Origin of the sequence: Nostoc sp. (assembly GCF_036917235.1) — a bacterium.
Classification (GTDB): domain Bacteria; phylum Cyanobacteriota; class Cyanobacteriia; order Cyanobacteriales; family Nostocaceae; genus Nostoc.
The window spans coordinates 51,174-69,319 of record NZ_JBALDU010000041.1 but is presented as its reverse complement, the minus strand read 5'-3'; the positions used below and the strand labels follow the sequence as shown (position 1 = coordinate 69,319).

Genomic DNA, 18,146 nt, shown 5'->3' with positions numbered 1-18,146 from the left:
GGTCTTTCTAGATGCGATAATTCGCGTCTCTACATCAATGTGGGCTTATATAAACTTGATTGAATTTTGCAGTTAATAAATTTTGGTGATTGTAATTACGACTGTTGAAATTATTGTCTTATTCTCTCTAAACTTTTCTAGAAAAGCTCATGATAAATTATTGTTAGTTTAACTCTGGCGATCATCAAGAGTAATAATTAGACTTATTGCACAAATACTAAATCTGCCTTGATCCGCCAACCCGTTCTCACAATTTTGGGAGAAAGGAAGCCGAGCTAATTTCAAAGTCCCTCTCCCATGCTTGGGAGAAGGATTTAGGGTGAGGGTTTTAAGATGCATTAGTATTACTTTTTTAACTCACAAAACCCAATACGCTTGGGTTAAGCATTTTTTCTCTTCTCTCTGTTTCCTCTGCGGTATCCTGCGGGAAGCCGTTCGCGTAGCGTCTCGTAGAGAAGCGTCTACGTTAAAAAAGTTGACTTTGACAAAGAGTTTTAGGCTTAACTGAACCGTATTGTCACAAAACCCTGAAAAACAGAGAATTAGAATAAGAGTGGCATTTTTTCTTTTAGGTTTAAGCAAAAACTCTCTGCAATTGCCCAAAAGCCTATGGGAATTGGTAAACACAAAATTTTCTAAAAAGCTAGTCCTCAATGGAATGAAATTCACAATGTATTTCTATAGAATCGCCTGGGCGATTTGAGTATCCATCTTGGCATTTTTTACTGGTTTTGATAGGCTAGATTGATGAAGGTCATTCACTAAGTACTTCTACGAAAAGCTTATAGGAATTCTATTTGATTTTTGAAAAACCAGATATTAGCTTTACTTAATCCGGGTGAGAATCTCAGTAAACTTACTAGGAATCAAGCTAGAGTCCTATATTCTGTACTAATGAATTCTGACTAATAACTAAATTAATTAATAATGAAGTGAGGAGTCACTGGTGAATTATCAGGAAAACCAAAAAGATATAAGTTTAAAAATTAAAGAAGCTAAAAGATTATTTATTTTAAGTTGTGAAATTGTAGTTTTAAGTTTTTTGAGTATTTTGCCAGCAACCGCTGCGACTGAAGAACCCGTATTGAGCGTAGTGTATGGCCAAGAAAATACAAATCAATGGAGAGGGATAAGCGATCGCTTACAGACAATAGGGGTGAAATATTGTGTAATATCCCTAAATGATGTCAAGAGTGGGGCAGATTGGGGCGATCGCCGCGTATTATTTTTGCCAAATGTTGAGACATTAACACCAACTCAAGCGATCGCTCTAGAAGAATGGATGAGTAAGGGAGGGCGTTTGATTGCTAGTGGGCCTGTCGGTAGTCTGTCATCCCCAGGAGTGCGGCAATTATTGCGATCGCTCTTGGGAGGTTATTGGGGATTCAGCTTTAGTGACACAGAACAGATTCAAGCTGCAAAAACCAAGATCCCAGAATGGACAAATCAAACTGGACTCTTTGGTAAAGTGCGCGGCGGCGTTGTGATTCCTAATGATATGGGCAGTGAATCTCCTGCTGTTTGGAATTCCAAAGACAATCCGGCCGCAGTAGTAACAACTGAGCGTTCCACCTTTTTAGGCTGGCGCTGGGGAACAGATACAGCCTCAGCAGCCGAGTTAGATAATGCCTGGTTAAAAACTACTCTCAATCACTATTTGACAGCACTAGCGCCATCAAATCGGACAAAAAAAATACCAGGAGGTTCCCAAAGCTGCTCTACAACTGTGGCGGCTGCGCCTTCAGCGCAGGGGGGCAGGGGGGCAGAGGAGCAGGGGAGCAGGGGAGCAGGGGAGCAGAGGAGCAGGGGGGCAGAGGGGCAGGGGGGCGGATCTCTCTCATCTCCTCCTAAAACTGCCACTGCTCCCATACCTAGACCGCTGCCTACGGTCAAACCCCCAAGTTCTCAGGAGGCTATTGACCAATTAGAACAAGCGGTGCGTTTGGATGTTGCACCCAACTCCAATGAGCCGATTGATAACAGGCAAGCGATCGCTCTCCAACAAGAGTTAGAAAATCTGATTGGTCGAGTGGAAAGCGCTCATTTAGCGGTGTTAGCTGATGCGGCTAATGTTGGCGAAAGAATATCTGAGGAAAAGCAGTCTTCTAGGCATTTGAACACCTACACCCCTCAATCTCTCAAAGACGAACCAACGCAATTGGCCTCAACCAAACTCGGAGGGCTAGCCATAAGTAAAGACCAAGTATTAGCACAAGCAAGGCTAATTGCCAAAAACTTACCCCAATTGATTGCTCAAAAAAACTACGCTTTGGCTCGTCAGCAATGGCTGACCGCTAAAACAACCTTGTGGCAGCAGTTTCCTGTCGATCGGAAACTAGCTCAACCAGAAATTCGCGCAGTTTGGTTAGATCGGGGAACGATTGTTCGTGCTGGCAGTAAGGCAGGACTGGCACAGATTTTTGATCGCCTCGCCCAAGCCGGGATTAATACCGTCTTTTTTGAAACTGTTAACGCTGGCTATACAATTTATCCGAGCCAAGTCGCAAAAGAGCAAAACCCATTAATTCGTGGGTGGAACCCACTGGAAGAAGCGGTGAAATTAGCCCATGAGCGAGACATGGAATTACACGCTTGGGTATGGACTTTTGCTGCTGGGAACCAACGTCATAATGAAATTCTCAATCTTAATCCTAATTATCCAGGGCCAGTACTGGCGGCTCATCCCGATTGGGCAAACTACGATAACCTGGGCAACATGATTCCCGTTGGTCAGACTAAGCCATTCTTTGATCCAGCTAACCCCGAAGTGCGGCAATACTTGCTCAAGCTGTATGAGGAAATTGTCACTAAATATAAGGTGGATGGTCTACAGCTAGACTACATTCGCTACCCTTTCCAAGACCCATCAGCAGGTCGAACTTACGGCTATGGGAAAGCTGCAAGAGCGCAATTTCAGCAACTTACTGGTGTAGATCCAGTGAATATTTCTCCTAGCCAAGCAGACTTGTGGCAAAAATGGACAAAATTTCGCACCGAGCAAGTTGATAGCTTTGTCGCCCAAGTATCACAGCAGTTGCGACAAAAGCAACCGAATTTGATTTTGTCGGTTGCAGTATTTCCTTTGCCGGAACAAGAGCGGATTCAGAAAATTCAACAAAATTGGGAAACTTGGGCAAGACGGGGAGATGTAGATTTAATTGTTCCCATGACTTATGCTCTCGATACTTCTCGGTTTCAACGACTGGCCCAACCCTGGATTGCCTCTAAACAATTGGGAGCTACCTTGTTGGTGCCGGGAATTCGCTTGCTTTCTTTGCCAACAATCGGAGCATTCGATCAACTCCAGTTGGTAAGGGACTTGCCAGTTAGTGGTTATGCACTATTTGCCGCAGAAAATTTTAGCAACGATCTCCAAAAAATCTTTAGTAGCACCCAAGGTAGGATTCAATCCACAACAAGTGAACCGATTCCTCACCGCCAGCCTTTTCAAACTGCCGCCATTCGTTACACCGCGCTACAACGGGAATGGAAATTTGTTTTCCAAAATGACCAACGACAAAGATCATCTCAGAAACTTTCAGATTTTAACAACCAGGCAGAAGTTTTACGCAGTGCTTTAAATCAGCTTGCCGCTTCCCCTTCTGCTAGTAAGTTAGTCATTGCAAGAGCCTCTCTAACTCGGTTCCAGTCTCAATTCCGGGTATTGATGAGCCAAGAAATTAAGTCGAATTCCTATCAAGTCAAAGTTTGGGAAAATCGACTCGTAACTATAGAAAGGCTATTACGTTATGGCGAACGGCGGGTGCAGTTGCGTCCTTTGTGAAGAGGCAGGGGAGACAAGGGGACAAGGGGACAAAAGAAAACTCCTAACTCAGCACGGGCTAAACCTTAGCTATCCGCTAACGCAACCCGGAACTATTTTGCCCAATACCCAACTAGCTGGATATAAGCTAGTTTGTAATTCTTAACACATTTTTTGTAGTGTTTGTACCCCAAGTATTACTACTTGTTTAGCGTCAAAATATTGGACAATACTTAGATAAGCAGCTTTAGATAACTATTATTTGATGATAGCTATCGTGAAAATCTATGCAAGCTTTACCTCAGATCATCAGGCTACAAAGCTTAGAGTTAAGAATTGACTGTTTGCTCCTGATGATTGTGTTAAAAACATCACTATTAGAATGCTATTTCTAGAAAGGGCTACGCTTACGCACTGATGTAGCACGGGGTAAAAGTATCTTGTTTTTTCATCTTCGCAGATAGTAGGGTACTTCACCAAGCATGATATGGTACTGTTTGTAGCTTCTGGAACTAGCTTGAAAACAGCCAATACTTTTGAAGTTATGCATACCTTAGTCATGACATTGAATATGTCAGAATTTTCTGAAATAGTCTCAATGCTATCACGGTTGTGCCAGCAGCAGTTGGAACTGCTTCTAGTTGTAGACAAGCAAAGTAATATTACCGACAATATTACTCCTGAAAATATCTGTATCTGTCAAGCACTGGCACAAAAAACAGAGAAAACTAGAGGTAATGCTAGTATTGGTTCCTTTGAGGTAGAACATCAGATTTTCATTGAGAGACAATTACTCAAGTCCCAATCGTTACTAGCACGCGCTATAGTACGTAAAGCTACGACAGGCAAATACACTCACTTCATTGAAGTTTATGAGGAAGATTTGGACTTGTACCGTAAGTCTAATAGGATAATGCAGACCAATACGCCCAAATATCACATAATCATGACTGAAATGTTGAATGATGTGTTGATTATCGGTCAGTTAGAAGTAGGAAAATTAGAGTGTAGAGCAACATCCTTCAATTTAGTTGAACATCGCAAACAATCGCCAGAACAAATACAGATGAATCTGGGCTATCGGCGCTTGATTTTTTTCACCCGTCAATATAAATTTGTAACCTGCTGTATCGATGAAAAACTCTTGGCACACATTTTAACTAACTTGTTTTCAAATGCGATTAAATATTTATCCTCTGATGGCATTTTTAAGTTTAATCTTCTTATTCAAGATAGACAAACTGCATTTGAACTTAAAGATTTGCAGATTAGGATTTCCCAAGGATATATAGTGTCTCTTCTTGAATCATTTTATCATACTATAAACGGTGTTGATATACTAGCTATCGTATTAAGAATGGCATTTTTAAAAAAGTGTGTAGATATCTAACAAGGTAAAACTTTATTATAAATATAATGACACTTTTAATAAATATTTCTGGATGCTGCCATTAAATAACAAAATATAAATATGAGGTAATTTATGTCCAAAATCTTAATAATAGAAGATGAAGAAGCAGTACGTGAAAACATTTTAGATTTATTAGAAGCTGAGGACTTTGAAACTATTGCTGCGGCTAATGGCAGAATCGGGGTATATTTGGCTATCTCCGAAGCTCCTGATTTAATTCTTTGTGATATGATGATGCCAGAAATTGACGGTTATGGCGTGTTAGCAGCATTACGTCAAGAACCATCAACTGCAACAATTCCCTTCATCTTTCTCACTGCCAAATCTGCCAAATCTGACTTCCGTCAAGGTATGGATATGGGCGCAGATGATTATATAACTAAGCCATTTACTCGGGCTGAGTTATTAAGTGCCATCATGAAGAGGCTGGAAAAATACGCTACTTTAAAAAGGTATTTATCTCGTCAAGCTGTAACTAATAACTTGTCTCCAAAAATGCAGTTGTTAGAAATTAGCTTACACCGAGCTATAAAACAACATAACTTTCAAGAATTTGAAATTTATTATCAACCAATAGTCGATATTGCATCTGGAAAAATAGTAGGTGCTGAAAGTTTATTGCGCTGGCAAAGTCCAGAATTGGGAATGATTTACCCAACAGAATTTATTCCGTTAGCAGAGTCTACAGGTTTAATTGTTCCGATTGGAAAATGGGTATTAAAAAGGGTATGTCAACAAATTAAAAGCTGGCGTGATGCTGGAATTAATTCATTGATTGTTGCTGTCAATCTGTCAGTAATTGAATTTAATCAGCCAGATTTCATTCATAATTTAGTCAATTTTATATCTGTGAATAATCTAGAACCACATGATCTAGAAATAGAACTCACTGAAAGTATGATTATGCAAGATGTAAATAGTGCGATCGCTACTATGAGCAAATTGCAATCTTTGGGTGTAAAAATTGCGATCGATGATTTTGGTACGGGTTACTCTTCTTTGATTTATCTGAAAAACTTACCAATCAATACATTAAAAATAGACCGTTATTTTATCCATAATGTTGCTAACGATTTGCAAAAGTCAGCCATCGCTAAGGCATTAATTCAGATGGCTCATAATCTTAATCTAGATGTAGTGGCTGAAGGTGTAGAGACAGAAGCAGAACTAGGTTTTTTACGCCAACACAACTGTAACTCTATGCAAGGTTTTCTATTTAGTCGTCCCTTACCAGCAGCAGAATTTGAAAATTTTTTGTTCACTAACAAATGCTTGTATGTTTGACATACTCCTCGGCGTAAACGCACGAGGATTCTAATTCATGGCTCACAGAAATCCGCTTGCTATATCAGGTTTCCCATCAATAGTATTGGCGGTCTTCTCCCCATGCTTTCCCTTAGAGGTTGTTTGAAAAGTATTTTGCTGTGATTTTAGGCACTTGTTGATCCCCCCTAACCCCCCTTTTTAAGGGGGGAACTGGAATCAAAGTCCCCCTTTTTAAGGGGGATTTAGGGGGATCTAAAACGTTTTGATACTAAGAAAAGGACTTTTCAAACAACCTCTTAATAGAGGCAGATCCCTTCCATAATACTTTTGACTTTTGACCCTTCGACTGCGCTCAGGGTAAAGGCTGAACGAAGCCGAAGCCTTGATTTTTGACTTCCGCCTTGCGCTACAAGTGCTTTCTTTTTGAATTGTTAATAGGTTGACTAACTAATAAAAATCAAACTTTTGACTGGCGACAATTATTAAGCATCAAGTCTAGAGTAAGAAGATTGTGTATAGTGTCTACCACCATGAAAGTTCCTGCGCGTTTTTTGCTGCCAGTTTTTTTAATGATTTTGGCAGCAGCCTGTAACCAGACTCGCGCTAACTCAGATAATCCTACACCTCAAAAATCTGTACCTTCTACCCAACGGACACAGAATCCTACACAGCCAAAAAATATTGTCCGTACTGAAGCACTTTCACCTAAACCCATCCGAATCAATCTGAAGAATTTACCAGCACCCTTCGCAACAGACAGCGCCTCGAAGCGGCCTGAGGTTGTACCCATTCCCCAAAATCCGGTGCTGCGCGTACCACAAGGCTTCACAGTAAGTGTTTTTGCCGAAGGTTTAGATGCCCCACGCTGGCTAGCTTTAACTCCCAGGGGTGATGTCTTAGTAACTGAAACCGGGCAAAATCGGATTCGTTTGTTGCGTGACAGCAATGGCGATGGTATAGCCGACGTTCGAGAAACATTTGCTAGTAGTGACAACGGACTCAATAAACCCTTTGGGATGGCTTTTGCAGGTAATTCCTTTTTTCTGGGAAACACAGATGCTGTAGTGCGTTTTCCCTATACTCAAGGTCAAAACCAGATTACAGGTAAGGGAGAAAAAATTGCCGATTTGCCCGCTCAAGGTTATAACAATCATTGGACGCGTAATGTCGTTGTCTCGCCCGATCGCAATAAATTATATGTTTCAGTTGGATCGGGAACCAATGTAGACGAGGAACCCCTACCACGGGCTTCGATACAGGTGATGAATTTAGATGGTTCCCAGCAGCAAACTTTCGCTTCCGGCTTGCGTAACCCTGTTGGTTTAGACTTTCATCCTATAACTAAGGAACTTTATACCACTGTCAACGAACGGGATGGAATTGGTGATGATTTGGTGCCAGACTATTTGACACGCGTTAAACAGGGAGCATTTTACGGCTGGCCCTATGCTTATCTAACACCAAACAACCTCGATCCGCGGCAAAAGACGGATGACAAAAGTAAACGTCCTGATTTAGTAGCCCGGACTCAAACGCCAGATGTACTGTTCCAGGCGCACTCCGCAGCATTGGGTTTGCAGTTTTATGATGGTAAAACGTTTCCGAAAAAATACCAGAATGGTGCTTTTGCGGCTTTTCGTGGTTCTTGGAACCGCGATCGCGGCACTGGTTATAAAATTGTATTTGTTCCCTTCGATGCTAAAGGGCGAGCGCTTGGCTACTACGAAGACTTTCTCACAGGATTTTTACTAAATCCTTCTGTACCCAGCACGTGGGGACGGCCTGTAGGTTTACTCGTGTTGCCAGATGGCAGTTTACTACTAACAGAAGAAGCCAATAATCGGATTTATCGGATTCAGTATACGAGGAAGTGAACAATTCACGCCTTCAAACATTTAGAAATTTACGGAAAGGATCTGTTGCCTAAAGTAAAGTTAGAGCAGTTGTCATCAATAGAGACGTTGTGACTGCATCTCCCTACCCAGGTTTATCTCGTTTACGGTAAATTACTGATAAATACTAATACTTATCTGGTTGAGAAATAAATTATGACTGCCAATGAAAATAATACTCAGTTAAATATCAACGAATTGTCTCCACATTCAGGTACACGATATTGGGGTGAGGTAGAGGTAATCGAGGAGGGAGAAACCTACAGAATTAGTCGTGTTGAAATCAAGCCCAGGCATGGAATTAAACCACAAATTCATTATCACCGGAATGAACATTGGGTTGTAGTTTCCGGTGTGGCAAAAGTGACTTGTGGCGATGCAGAAATATTACTGAATCGAAACGAATCAACTTATGTCCCGGCTGCAACACTACATAAAGTAGATAATCCTGGGCATATTCCGCTAGTTATTCTGGAAATTCAAAATGGTGAATATTTAGGTGAGGATGATACTGAGCGCCCTTATGACTTAAATTTGGTCAAACCTGTAGCTGAAGGACAGTAAGGGATGGGGGAGCGGGGGAGCAGGGGAGCAGGGGACAAAAGAAAACTCAGCACTCAGCACTCTTTTGCCCAATGCTCAATCAAAACCACCCTTCTTGTTCTAGGGTTTCAATCAGCTGCAAGCCACGCGGATCGCCCACTCCTAACAGTGAGGCTTTAGCGTCTTCTCGGACTCCCAAATCTTGGTCTTCGGCAAAGGCTTGAATTAGGGCATCGATCGCAGTGGCATAAACTACATTAGAAGGTAGTTCGCGGCACAGTTGACCAATTGCCCAAGCACTGTTACTTCGCACTGCTGCCACCGGGTCTTGGACTAAGGCTTCAATTAAAGGTGGTGTTGCTCCTATAACTGCTTCATAACTCACTTCTGCCATCTGTGCTAAGGCGCTAGCAGCCCACAAACGCACTGCGGAAATGTCGGTTCTGAGGGCGTTTGCTAAAGGTGCTAAAGAACGGCGATCGCGACAGTTTCCTAAAGCCCAAACAACACCTTTACGCACATAGCCATTCCAATCGCTGTTTAGTTGAGCAATTAATGGAGTCACTGCTTCGGAACTGGGATTGCGTCCGAGGGCATAAGATGCGCTCACCCTGACTAAGGGACAGATATCAGTTAACAAGCGAATCAAATGAGGAGTAGCACGCGCATCTTCTATATCACAAAAAGCACGTGCCGCTAACATTCTTTGCTGGGGCTGGGGATTTTCCAGCAAGGCTAGCATCACTTCTGGATCGGGCTTTGCCACAACTGATTCGGCAGTTAGCGGCTCTATTTTATCTAAGGGGCTTTCTAGCTCCTCCTCAATATCGAGTAGGCTTAGATCGTCTTCGTCATACATAATTTGATTTCAATCCCGAAAAGGGATTAACACATAATCCCCCGCGCCAATAAGTTAAAGCTTTATATATATTAGTTGGGTTCTTATACATTTTCCTTTCTTCCTGGTTGAGTTTTATCTCAACGAGAACCTCCATAACTCAGACGCTACAGTATGTTATCGCTATTCTTGAGTTTATTTTTCTGCACTCAGGAATTTTACCATCCATAGGGATTGGGTTTGATAACCTAACTGATTGTAAAGATTCAATGCGGGTTTGTTTGATTGAAATACTTGCAGTCCTATCTGGCGATCGCCTCTTTGAATAGCCCAATTTTCCACATATCGCATCAAGGCTGTACCAATACCCCGTCGCCGATGTTCTGGTACAACGTAGAGGATAAAGATGTGAGCATGACGGTTCCCATGTACTTGATCTATGGCGTTGCCCACCCAGAGGCAGGCTACTGGGGAATGGGGGGCAGAGGGGTAGAGAGGCAGAGGGGCAGAGGAGAGAGATTTTTTATTGCTCCCCTGCTCCCCTGCTCCCCCGCTCCCCTGCTCTCCCTGCCCCCCCTCCTCTTCTACCCACCACAAGGGCGTATCGCTGGAGAAGTATTGCTTAACTGTTTGCTCTAGGTGAGAAAAATCCTCATTGGGAAAGAGATCCTGGTAAGTTTGCTGCATGAATTTAAGCAGCAGCGATCGCTCCAAAAGGGAGCCACGGCGAATAATATATCCAGGTAATAGTTGCTCAGACACGCTGATGTTTATTGACTTAGCTAGCTCGCGTTATGTGCTACTGGAGGTAAATCAATTGGAGTAGCTTGAGAAGTTACCTCTACCTGTTCAATTGGTGCGGGTGCTGCCATATCAGACGGTAAAAATATCCGGGCGCTGACTGCAACTAGGGCGAAAACAAATACCAGTACTACAAGCAGTGGAGCGATGTATTGACGAAAAATAGCCATATTTTAATTGCAAGAAGCTAGGAATTTTTATGAGAACCTAGCTGAAGATTTGTGAACTATTCCTGATTTATTTTAGCAATTTTCTGTGCATGGGAATTGGGAATTGGGAATTGGGCATTGGGGATTAATTATTCTTCTTTGCTCCCCTGCTCCCCACTCCCCTACTCCCTCTGGCGATCGCTCTCCAAGTCATCAAGAACTCTTTCGCAATACCAATTCTCCGGCATCCCAGGATAAGTTTCCTTTGCCTGTTCAATTAACCGTTCGGCTGCGGCAGTGTCACCAGATAATTTAGCGATTAGCCTGTTTTTGAGATAGCTATCAGATCCACCATCGTCTACCTGGGTTGGTATCCCTTGATTTATGGTTGATGGAGTTGATGGTCGGGATTGTTCTCTCCGCAATTGCCAAAATAAAACGTAATAAAGTGTACCAAAAATTAAAATTAGGCTAAGTGTTCCAAAAAAAGTTAGGAGGTTAAATGCTAGAAATCCCAGAACTAACTGCGAGAGAACATAGCCAAGTAATAAACCAGTCAGTAAGAGAATAAATGTGCCGACAGCAATAACTACTTGATTCCCCATATATCCTCTTCTTCGTCGTCAAGTCCTGGTCTGGATAATACTACCACTGGCTTGGGATTCCAAGGGGCAAAAAATGGCAATAATAGTAATCCTGGCAAAGCTGCTATTGCTGTCAGTAGAAAGAATGTAGACCAACCGGTGGCTTGTGCCCATGTACCTGCTGGAGCCGTGACAATATCTCTACTAAAAGCTTGTAAACTGGAAAGTAAGGCGTACTGTGTAGCTGAAAAGCTTTGGTTACAAAGACTCATCAAGAATGCTACAAAAGCAGCAGTTTCTAGACCAGCACAGAATTGTTCGATATTAACGGCAGCTAACATCAGATAGAAATTTTTACCGACTACTGCTAGCGCAAAAAAAGCCAAATTCCCGACAGCTTGGAGTATAGCAAATATCCAGAGCGAGCGATTAACACCAATTTTAGTCATTATTGCTCCTGCTGCTAAGGTGCCAACAATAGTGGCGAAAATTCCTAATGCACCAGGAAATGCGATGTCGGTTTGAGTGAAATGTAAGCCTTTATCTAACAAAAATGGGGTGGATACATTTTTTAATAAAGAATCTCCCAATTTGTAGATCACAATGAAGACCAAAATTAAAAGTCCTTGTAGCCAGCCATGACGCTGGAAAAATTCAATGAAGGGTAATTTGACGGCGGCGGATAAAGTCTGAGGCGGGCGATCGCGCAGTACTGGTTCTGGTGCAAAAATAGAAGTTACCACGCCTACTAGCATCAACAGCGACATCAACAAGTAAACAGCTTGCCAAGGCATTCTGTCTGCCAAAAATAGGGTGACGTAACCGGTTACTAGAATGGCAATGCGATAACCCAATAAGTAAATAGATGCCCCAGCACCTCTTTCTTCTACTTCCACTACATCAGTGCGGTAAGCATCAACTAAAATATCTTGGCTGGCGCTAAAAAAAGCAACGGCCACAGCAGCAATTATTAAGGGTTGTAGCCCTTGGGATGGATTTTGTAAAGCCATCGCAGCTATACTTAACAGTAATGCTACTTGTATAATTACCAGCCAACCTCTACGTCGCCCCAAAAAAGGCGGTACAAATCTATCTAGTAAAGGCGACCAGAGAAATTTTAAAGAATAGGGCAGCTTGACTAAACTAAAAGCGGCGATCGCTGCCAAGCTAATCCCTTCTTTGGTCAACCAGGCTTGTAATGTCTGACTGGTTAAATATAACGGCAACCCTGATGAAAAGCCAAGAAATAACAAAGCTCCCATCTTCTGGCTGCCAAATATTCGTAGCAGCGATTTATTTACTTGCACAATATTGAAGATTCCTTATTATCTAAGTTGAATTGCAGTTATCTTGCCATACCTGCTGTCTAATTTCGTATAAGCACACAAATCTGCTAGGATTTTCTTTATTTAAGATACATATCAACAATGCTCTAACAGTGTGATTATTCCTTAATTTTCCTTAATTGAATAAACTTGATGCCCCCTGATTTCTACCCCGTGGGTAGCAAGGCATTTTGCCCAACCTTCACGCGTACCTATGTCGCTTTTGTCCTTGAGCAACCCTAATTCCTCTTCTTGTTGAGTGAGTTTAGCAAATTCTTCGTAGTGTGGGTAGTCGCTGGTAACAAATGTTTCCTTTCGGTGTAAAATCGGCGGATTTGCCCTAGTTTCGTAGTCTCGGTGAGTGATGAAGAGGGTTTTCAAATCAATACAGATGCTGGCTTTTAAGGCTGGGTGGGGATCGGTGTCGAAATCGGGGTAAAATAGATAAGATATTTGCGGCTTATCAGTGTGATATTTGATCAATGTGGCTCCATCTACACGCCCAATGGTACGGCTAGCGCAACCTTCACAAATTCGTAGTAAGGGATCGAGTGCTGCTAATGCTGAAACATGGACATAAATAGCACCGCGTGTATGTTTACCAATTTTGCTTTTTTCACACGCAGTTTTAATCACCCCAGCTTTACCTAAGCTGAAAAGTTTTTGGTCTGCTACAAGACACGCTTCCTCGTAGCTACTAAAAAAAGCTTTGATATCGTGACGCATTTCTGGGGCTAACTTTTGCCATGCGGGACGTTTATCAAAGTGAGTCAGGGCAAGATAAACTTGGATATCTAGAGAACGACGATAAGCGATCGCATCCCATTCAGCCTCATCAGTAGCTTGTAAAATTACACCAAAGGCGCGGCGGAAGTTACCAAATTCGCTCAGTAATTCCTGTTCATTTTCCAATTCGCCTTTCACGGGTAGTCTACCGCGCTTGGTAAAAAAAGCCATGAGTGGTTGCAGTTGTTCTTGATAATCTTCAAACCGCTTAGTGGGGATGCGGACTCGCGGTGTAGAAGTGGTAGAAAAGAAGCGGATAGCTTTGTAACTTTCTTTTTCCGCCTCATCTCGAAAAACAAAATAGACTCCTAGTGCGATCGGTACTGCATCGACATTTAGGACTTCATCAATATAAGTTTTGAGTTCTTGTTGTTCGTAATATTTCTGAAAAGTATTGCGGCGCGTCACAATGCCATCATTGTAAGCAAGCTGGGTTTTGCTGGGTGCGTTAATTAGTATTTGAGCCGCGACAATTAAAACTTTCCCGGTGAGTTCCCAAGCTTGGCGAAGGCTTTGACGGCGTTCCTCTGAATCTTCAATGACGTTGAGGATATAGCCCAAGTTGACTACATCGGCGGCGGTGCGTGGTACATCAGGATAGTAGTAAGGGTCCCAGCCTGAACTGGTGTAACCTAAGTTTGCTACTCGCTGAACATCACCACCGTAGCCGCAGCCGTAGTCAAAAAAAGTGGTGTCTGGATTCAGGATTGCCCATTCTATTGCCAATCGTACAGGGCGAGATAAATCAGTGCGAGCGATCGCAGCTCTATGACGCTCAATTTCTAGCGCTTCAGGCATAATATTATTTGTCAGTTAACAGTGAACAGTTAACAGTCAACTAATATCCTTTCAATTTTTAACCGCTAGTTCAATTAAATCTTCAATTTTCTTGATATTTGGATCGCCTGCTAAGTAGCCAATACCGCGATGCAAATGTAAGCGGAATTGATTAGCGAGGGTTTCTTTATCGGTGGGATAACCGTCATTATGACAACGTTGCTTGAGGGCGAGGAGGAGTATATCAGACATTTCGCCACCAAAGACGCGCCAACTCATTTCGACGTTGCTATCCTGGGGAATTGGGACGGGGGAGGGTGTGGTTGCTTCTACGAGGGAACGGCAAAACGCCCAACGGCATAAAATATTCCATTGGTCGATTTTGGTGCTGCGCTTAAGTTTGGTAAGTTGGTCTTTGGCTGTTTGGGAGAGTTTTATTCTTTCGATTGGGGATTCCATAATCTTTCTAAAAATTGAAGTAGTTTTTGCTCATAAACCCAAACAGTAGCGAACCGCAGTTTCAACTTCAAGCATCTTGGAGTCAGAAATTTTGCCAGATAGATCAGCAGGAAAGCGATTTGGATCTAAAGAACGAATTTGAAAACATAAAAACACTGTTTCTATCAGCAATCCACTGTCACCTAGCGAGACTCGTATATTAGTTGGATAATCACGCTTAATATTTGTTCCTTTCGTACCGACAATTACAGTCACAACCAAAGGTGATTGATTTATAGCATCTATAGATAAAACTAAAACTGGTCTTGTTCCTGCCTGTTCTCGACCCAGCACTGGATTAAGATTGACAAAATAAATTTGTCCTCTCTCGATGCTCACAATTTTTCCAAACCATCCATTTCTGTAACCTTAAATTCATTATTGATAGAGGTGAGTTCTGTTTGTATATCTAAATCAATAGCCATTGCAACTAGTTGTTCATTCATATATTTAACATCAGTGAATTTATTTACTATTTGCTTTTTTTCTTGCACTTGTTTTGCTATTCGTTCTAATAACCATTCTAATTCTTCTAATGACAGAACACGTAGGTCATTCTCGATTTTTAATACATAGGGCGAGTTCATAATTGCTTATCTACTTTCCAAAGGTCGTGATATATATTGTAAATATCTTTTTTAGACGATATCTCCTACCAAAAATATTGATTTTCTACCACTGTTGTTTGGCGGGTGGACGAGTCGTATTTGAGCAGGTATTCGCGGGCGATCGCTTCGTTTTCTCGCAGTGTTTCTACTTCTTTTTTGCCAATCTCAGTATCCGTAGATAACAAAATTACTTGATGGCTGGCTGATGGAAAGTAACGTTCAACTAAATTGCTGCGGTGTGAGGAGTCGAGTCTACCTAGCGGCGTATCGATTGCTACTGGTAGGCGGTGTCCAGAGACTTTGGCTAAACCCCAGAGGAATGCGATCGCAAGTAGTTGTTTTTCGCCTGCTGATAAACGATGTTTAGGAACAGCTTTACCATTTAAATCGTAAAGCAAAAGGCTAAAAGTCTTAGTATCAATAGTAATGCGATGCACTAAGTCTGATTTGTGCAGGAGATAAAGGAAGCAATTTTTAACTTCTTCCTCTAACTTATTGAGTTTTCGCAGAGTTAATTTTTCCCGAAAAGTCTTGAGTGTGCTTTGAACTTTCGCTGCTGAGGTAATAATATGTTCGCTATTTTTATGCTTAATATTTTCTACAGTATAATCACTTAATTCTTTTTTTGACTTAGCAATAATAGTTTCTAATTCAGCTAAACGACGGCGGATTGTTTCGTAATTTGCTTTAGCTTCAACAACTTGATTTTGTGACGTTTCTAGCGCTTGACGCAGCTTTGTATAATCTTCAGGTGCTGCTGCTGTCTGCACTTGTCTTTCTAGAGTATGAATTTCTTCTTCTTTATTTTTGAGAATAGCTAATTTCTCTTTTCCAAAAACTTTAGAATTTTGTAAGTGATATATGAAATTATCTAGCTGACTTAAACTTTCATCATCAGCTAATAACCAAAGTGCTTCTATCTGGATAGTCTTTGCATATAACTTATCGACATCTTGAATTAAAAATGATTGGATTTTTTCAACTTCTATAGGAGAAATTTCTACTTGATTTAGCCAAGCGAGTAAGCGCTGATCTCGCTCAATTAACAAATCTTTAGAAATTTGTACCTGTTGATGGCGAAATTCCTTTTCTCCCTGTGCTTGAACCTGATTAAGCAAATTGGGAATTAATGCTAGAGGTAAAACATCAGCCGCCAATTCACACATCGATTGACGTACTTGTTCAATTTCCGCAGTTTTTGTATCCTGTTGTAGTTCTAGTTGATTGCGTTCTGCTGCAATCTTCCCACCTTCAGAAATAAATTTATCAAAGGCTTCTTGCTGCTTTTGTTCTAAATCTTCTACCTGATTTTTGAGAGTTTCTAACTTTTCTTCTGTTGTTTGATAATCTTCTTGCTGTTGGGTTAACCTAGTTTCAATTTCCTCTAGGTTTGCTAAATCTTTACTATTACCAACTTCTTTAAGTTTCCGATTAACTAAGATATCTAAATCAACTGCTAAACGATCTGCTAACTCTAGCCCTAAAAGTCCGCGAATTGCATCTACTACAACTGGTGGTGGTGTTTCCTGTTCTGCGAGTTCTTTAACTTGTTCACCATCAAAGAGAAATAAGTTAGAAATACCTAATGGCAGGAGATTTTCAATATATTCATCCCAGATATTAACTAAAGCATCAGGCCATGTATCACTATCACCTAAAATACCTAATGTATCTTTACCATCTTTAGGATTTTTTGTCCAACTACGCACAACACGGTATTTTATTGGTTTATCGTTTTCAATATGTTCAAAAAGTAATTCAATCCGGGTGTCTGCAACTGGATCTATTTTGTTGTTAACACATTGATTGAGAAAATCGCTATAACTTAAATTACCACGGGTAGAACATTGGGCACGAGCGCCATAAAGGGCGAGACGAATGGCATCCATAAGGGTAGTTTTTCCGCCGCCATTCATTCCACCTAAGAGAATAATTGGGTGTGAGGTTTCCTCATCAATTTTTGGGTTAAGGTTGATTACTTGTTTTCCACTATACGGGCCAAAGTTTTGTAATACGAGTTCAAGAAATATCATTAGTTTTAAAATTAACATGAATTCGACGGCGATCGCAGAAGCAAAAACTTTGTGATGAAAGGAATCAGATAAAATTAATTAGATGATTTTGTCTGACGCATTGAGAAAAAATATTGCCTATGAAATATAGATAATACCATCACTAACTGTTAAGAAGTGCGATTGCATCTGTCTCGGTGTTGGTAAGCGTGGCTAGCTAGATTTGCACACCTCCAGCTTGAAAAATCTGTTCGGCGGTTAAATTCAATTCTGGGAAAGTATGCGAGACAATATGGGTATCGCCTCTAAATTGAGTAACTTGATACTCACCATCAATTAATTCATAAATGGATATAGTCGGCAGTTTAGGATTGCCAATAAATTTCCTAGCGCCTATAGCCGCGTAATCTATAATCCAATATTCGGGAATACCTATAGCTTCATAATCAGCTAACTTTTTGTAGTAATCATCTCGCCAATTAGTACTAACAACTTCAATAACTAATGGAATAGATGCAGCTTGAGATACAGTTGATTCTTTTTTCCAGAAAGGCTCATTCACTAAATTTGGCCGATTGATTATTAAAATATCTGGGGAATAAGCTGATTCACCTTCAAACGGCTTGACTAATACAGTTTTTGGAATGAAGTAAGGAAGTTTTTGTCGTCCAATTTCGATAGATATATTTAGCGCTAAAAAACCAACAACATCCTCATGATCTCCCACTGGTTGTGCCATTTCAACAATCACGCCATCATGTAATTCATATCTTCCACCTTCAGGCCGCCAAGCTGCAAAATCTTCAAAAGTTACTAATTTGTGTATGGCTTGAATCATAGAACCTCGCTTGTTTTAAGATAATCAAACTTTGTCAAGCGTTCTTTAAGTAGTT

Annotated in this window: 16 protein-coding genes; 5 read left to right on the top strand and 11 right to left on the bottom strand. The window is 41.2% G+C overall.

The genetic code is table 11. The features are described 5' to 3' along the window. Positions 1 to 943 precede the first annotated feature (943 nt). The 5 genes from V7K44_RS14890 (at position 944) to V7K44_RS14870 (ending at position 8,896) form a co-directional block, all read left to right on the top strand. On the top strand, positions 944 to 3,784 hold the full coding sequence (locus V7K44_RS14890; protein WP_334932712.1) for a glycoside hydrolase family 10 protein: 2,841 nt from the start codon (positions 944 to 946) through the stop codon (positions 3,782 to 3,784). 466 nt (positions 3,785 to 4,250) lie between these two features. Then, positions 4,251 to 5,153: a hypothetical protein gene (locus V7K44_RS14885; protein WP_334932635.1), complete on the top strand. Its 903-nt coding sequence runs from the start codon at positions 4,251 to 4,253 to the stop codon at positions 5,151 to 5,153. Between the two features lie 93 nt (positions 5,154 to 5,246). After that, the gene (locus tag V7K44_RS14880) at positions 5,247 to 6,458 is read left to right on the top strand and encodes an EAL domain-containing response regulator (protein ID WP_334932633.1); all 1,212 of its coding nucleotides are present in this window, start codon (positions 5,247 to 5,249) and stop codon (positions 6,456 to 6,458) included. 512 nt (positions 6,459 to 6,970) lie between these two features. Continuing rightward, on the top strand, positions 6,971 to 8,314 hold the full coding sequence (locus tag V7K44_RS14875) for a PQQ-dependent sugar dehydrogenase (protein ID WP_334932631.1): 1,344 nt from the start codon (positions 6,971 to 6,973) through the stop codon (positions 8,312 to 8,314). Between the two features lie 174 nt (positions 8,315 to 8,488). Next, complete coding sequence (locus V7K44_RS14870) at positions 8,489 to 8,896, top strand: phosphomannose isomerase type II C-terminal cupin domain (protein ID WP_094353024.1); 408 nt, start codon at positions 8,489 to 8,491, stop codon at positions 8,894 to 8,896. A 79-nt stretch (positions 8,897 to 8,975) separates the two neighbouring features. Here V7K44_RS14870 and V7K44_RS14865 read toward each other — a convergent pair whose 3' ends face one another. The 11 genes from V7K44_RS14865 to V7K44_RS14815 all read right to left on the bottom strand — a co-directional run bounded on the left by V7K44_RS14865 (position 8,976) and on the right by V7K44_RS14815 (position 18,091). Beyond that, positions 8,976 to 9,734 carry a HEAT repeat domain-containing protein gene (locus V7K44_RS14865; RefSeq protein WP_334932629.1) on the bottom strand — a complete coding sequence of 253 codons (759 nt, stop codon included), beginning with the start codon at positions 9,732 to 9,734 and terminating at the stop codon, positions 8,976 to 8,978. Positions 9,735 to 9,908: 174 nt separating this feature from the next. Further along, positions 9,909 to 10,475, bottom strand: a complete 567-nt coding sequence (locus V7K44_RS14860; protein ID WP_334932627.1) for a GNAT family N-acetyltransferase — start codon at positions 10,473 to 10,475, stop codon at positions 9,909 to 9,911. Positions 10,476 to 10,495: 20 nt separating this feature from the next. Beyond that, positions 10,496 to 10,684, bottom strand: coding sequence for a hypothetical protein (locus V7K44_RS14855; RefSeq protein WP_334932625.1), 189 nt, complete (start codon positions 10,682 to 10,684; stop codon positions 10,496 to 10,498). A gap of 161 nt (positions 10,685 to 10,845) precedes the next feature. Beyond that, on the bottom strand, positions 10,846 to 11,268 hold the full coding sequence (locus tag V7K44_RS14850) for a hypothetical protein (protein ID WP_069068991.1): 423 nt from the start codon (positions 11,266 to 11,268) through the stop codon (positions 10,846 to 10,848). After that, positions 11,253 to 12,554: an AmpG family muropeptide MFS transporter gene (locus tag V7K44_RS14845; protein ID WP_334932623.1), complete on the bottom strand. Its 1,302-nt coding sequence runs from the start codon at positions 12,552 to 12,554 to the stop codon at positions 11,253 to 11,255. The genes V7K44_RS14850 and V7K44_RS14845 overlap by 16 nt, the downstream gene beginning before the upstream one ends. Before the next feature lie 144 nt (positions 12,555 to 12,698). Next, positions 12,699 to 14,156: a DNA phosphorothioation-associated putative methyltransferase gene (locus V7K44_RS14840; protein ID WP_334932621.1), complete on the bottom strand. Its 1,458-nt coding sequence runs from the start codon at positions 14,154 to 14,156 to the stop codon at positions 12,699 to 12,701. 51 nt (positions 14,157 to 14,207) lie between these two features. Continuing rightward, positions 14,208 to 14,594, bottom strand: a complete 387-nt coding sequence (gene dndE, locus V7K44_RS14835) for a DNA sulfur modification protein DndE (RefSeq protein WP_334932619.1) — start codon at positions 14,592 to 14,594, stop codon at positions 14,208 to 14,210. Positions 14,595 to 14,624: 30 nt separating this feature from the next. Continuing rightward, on the bottom strand, positions 14,625 to 14,972 hold the full coding sequence (locus tag V7K44_RS14830) for a type II toxin-antitoxin system PemK/MazF family toxin (RefSeq protein ID WP_334932617.1): 348 nt from the start codon (positions 14,970 to 14,972) through the stop codon (positions 14,625 to 14,627). Continuing rightward, positions 14,969 to 15,220, bottom strand: a complete 252-nt coding sequence (locus V7K44_RS14825) for a hypothetical protein (protein ID WP_334932615.1) — start codon at positions 15,218 to 15,220, stop codon at positions 14,969 to 14,971. The genes V7K44_RS14830 and V7K44_RS14825 overlap by 4 nt, the downstream gene beginning before the upstream one ends. A gap of 65 nt (positions 15,221 to 15,285) precedes the next feature. Further along, positions 15,286 to 17,274 carry a DNA sulfur modification protein DndD gene (gene dndD, locus V7K44_RS14820; protein ID WP_334932613.1) on the bottom strand — a complete coding sequence of 663 codons (1,989 nt, stop codon included), beginning with the start codon at positions 17,272 to 17,274 and terminating at the stop codon, positions 15,286 to 15,288. A gap of 196 nt (positions 17,275 to 17,470) precedes the next feature. Then, positions 17,471 to 18,091 carry a Uma2 family endonuclease gene (locus V7K44_RS14815; protein ID WP_334932611.1) on the bottom strand — a complete coding sequence of 207 codons (621 nt, stop codon included), beginning with the start codon at positions 18,089 to 18,091 and terminating at the stop codon, positions 17,471 to 17,473. Between the last annotated feature and the right edge of the window lie 55 nt (positions 18,092 to 18,146).

Bases quoted from the DNA above. Each gene is read 5' to 3' on its own strand.
- V7K44_RS14885 (WP_334932635.1), top strand. From the start codon at position 4,251: ATGGTACTGTTTGTAGCTTCTGGAACTAGCTTGAAAACAGCCAATACT.
- V7K44_RS14880 (WP_334932633.1), top strand. From the start codon at position 5,247: ATGTCCAAAATCTTAATAATAGAAGATGAAGAAGCAGTACGTGAAAAC.
- V7K44_RS14875 (WP_334932631.1), top strand. From the start codon at position 6,971: ATGAAAGTTCCTGCGCGTTTTTTGCTGCCAGTTTTTTTAATGATTTTG.
- V7K44_RS14870 (WP_094353024.1), top strand. From the start codon at position 8,489: ATGACTGCCAATGAAAATAATACTCAGTTAAATATCAACGAATTGTCT.
- V7K44_RS14865 (WP_334932629.1), bottom strand. From the start codon at position 9,734: ATGTATGACGAAGACGATCTAAGCCTACTCGATATTGAGGAGGAGCTA.
- V7K44_RS14855 (WP_334932625.1), bottom strand. From the start codon at position 10,684: ATGGCTATTTTTCGTCAATACATCGCTCCACTGCTTGTAGTACTGGTA.
- V7K44_RS14850 (WP_069068991.1), bottom strand. From the start codon at position 11,268: ATGGGGAATCAAGTAGTTATTGCTGTCGGCACATTTATTCTCTTACTG.
- V7K44_RS14840 (WP_334932621.1), bottom strand. From the start codon at position 14,156: ATGCCTGAAGCGCTAGAAATTGAGCGTCATAGAGCTGCGATCGCTCGC.
- dndE (WP_334932619.1), bottom strand. From the start codon at position 14,594: ATGGAATCCCCAATCGAAAGAATAAAACTCTCCCAAACAGCCAAAGAC.
- V7K44_RS14825 (WP_334932615.1), bottom strand. From the start codon at position 15,220: ATGAACTCGCCCTATGTATTAAAAATCGAGAATGACCTACGTGTTCTG.
- dndD (WP_334932613.1), bottom strand. From the start codon at position 17,274: ATGATATTTCTTGAACTCGTATTACAAAACTTTGGCCCGTATAGTGGA.
- V7K44_RS14815 (WP_334932611.1), bottom strand. From the start codon at position 18,091: ATGATTCAAGCCATACACAAATTAGTAACTTTTGAAGATTTTGCAGCT.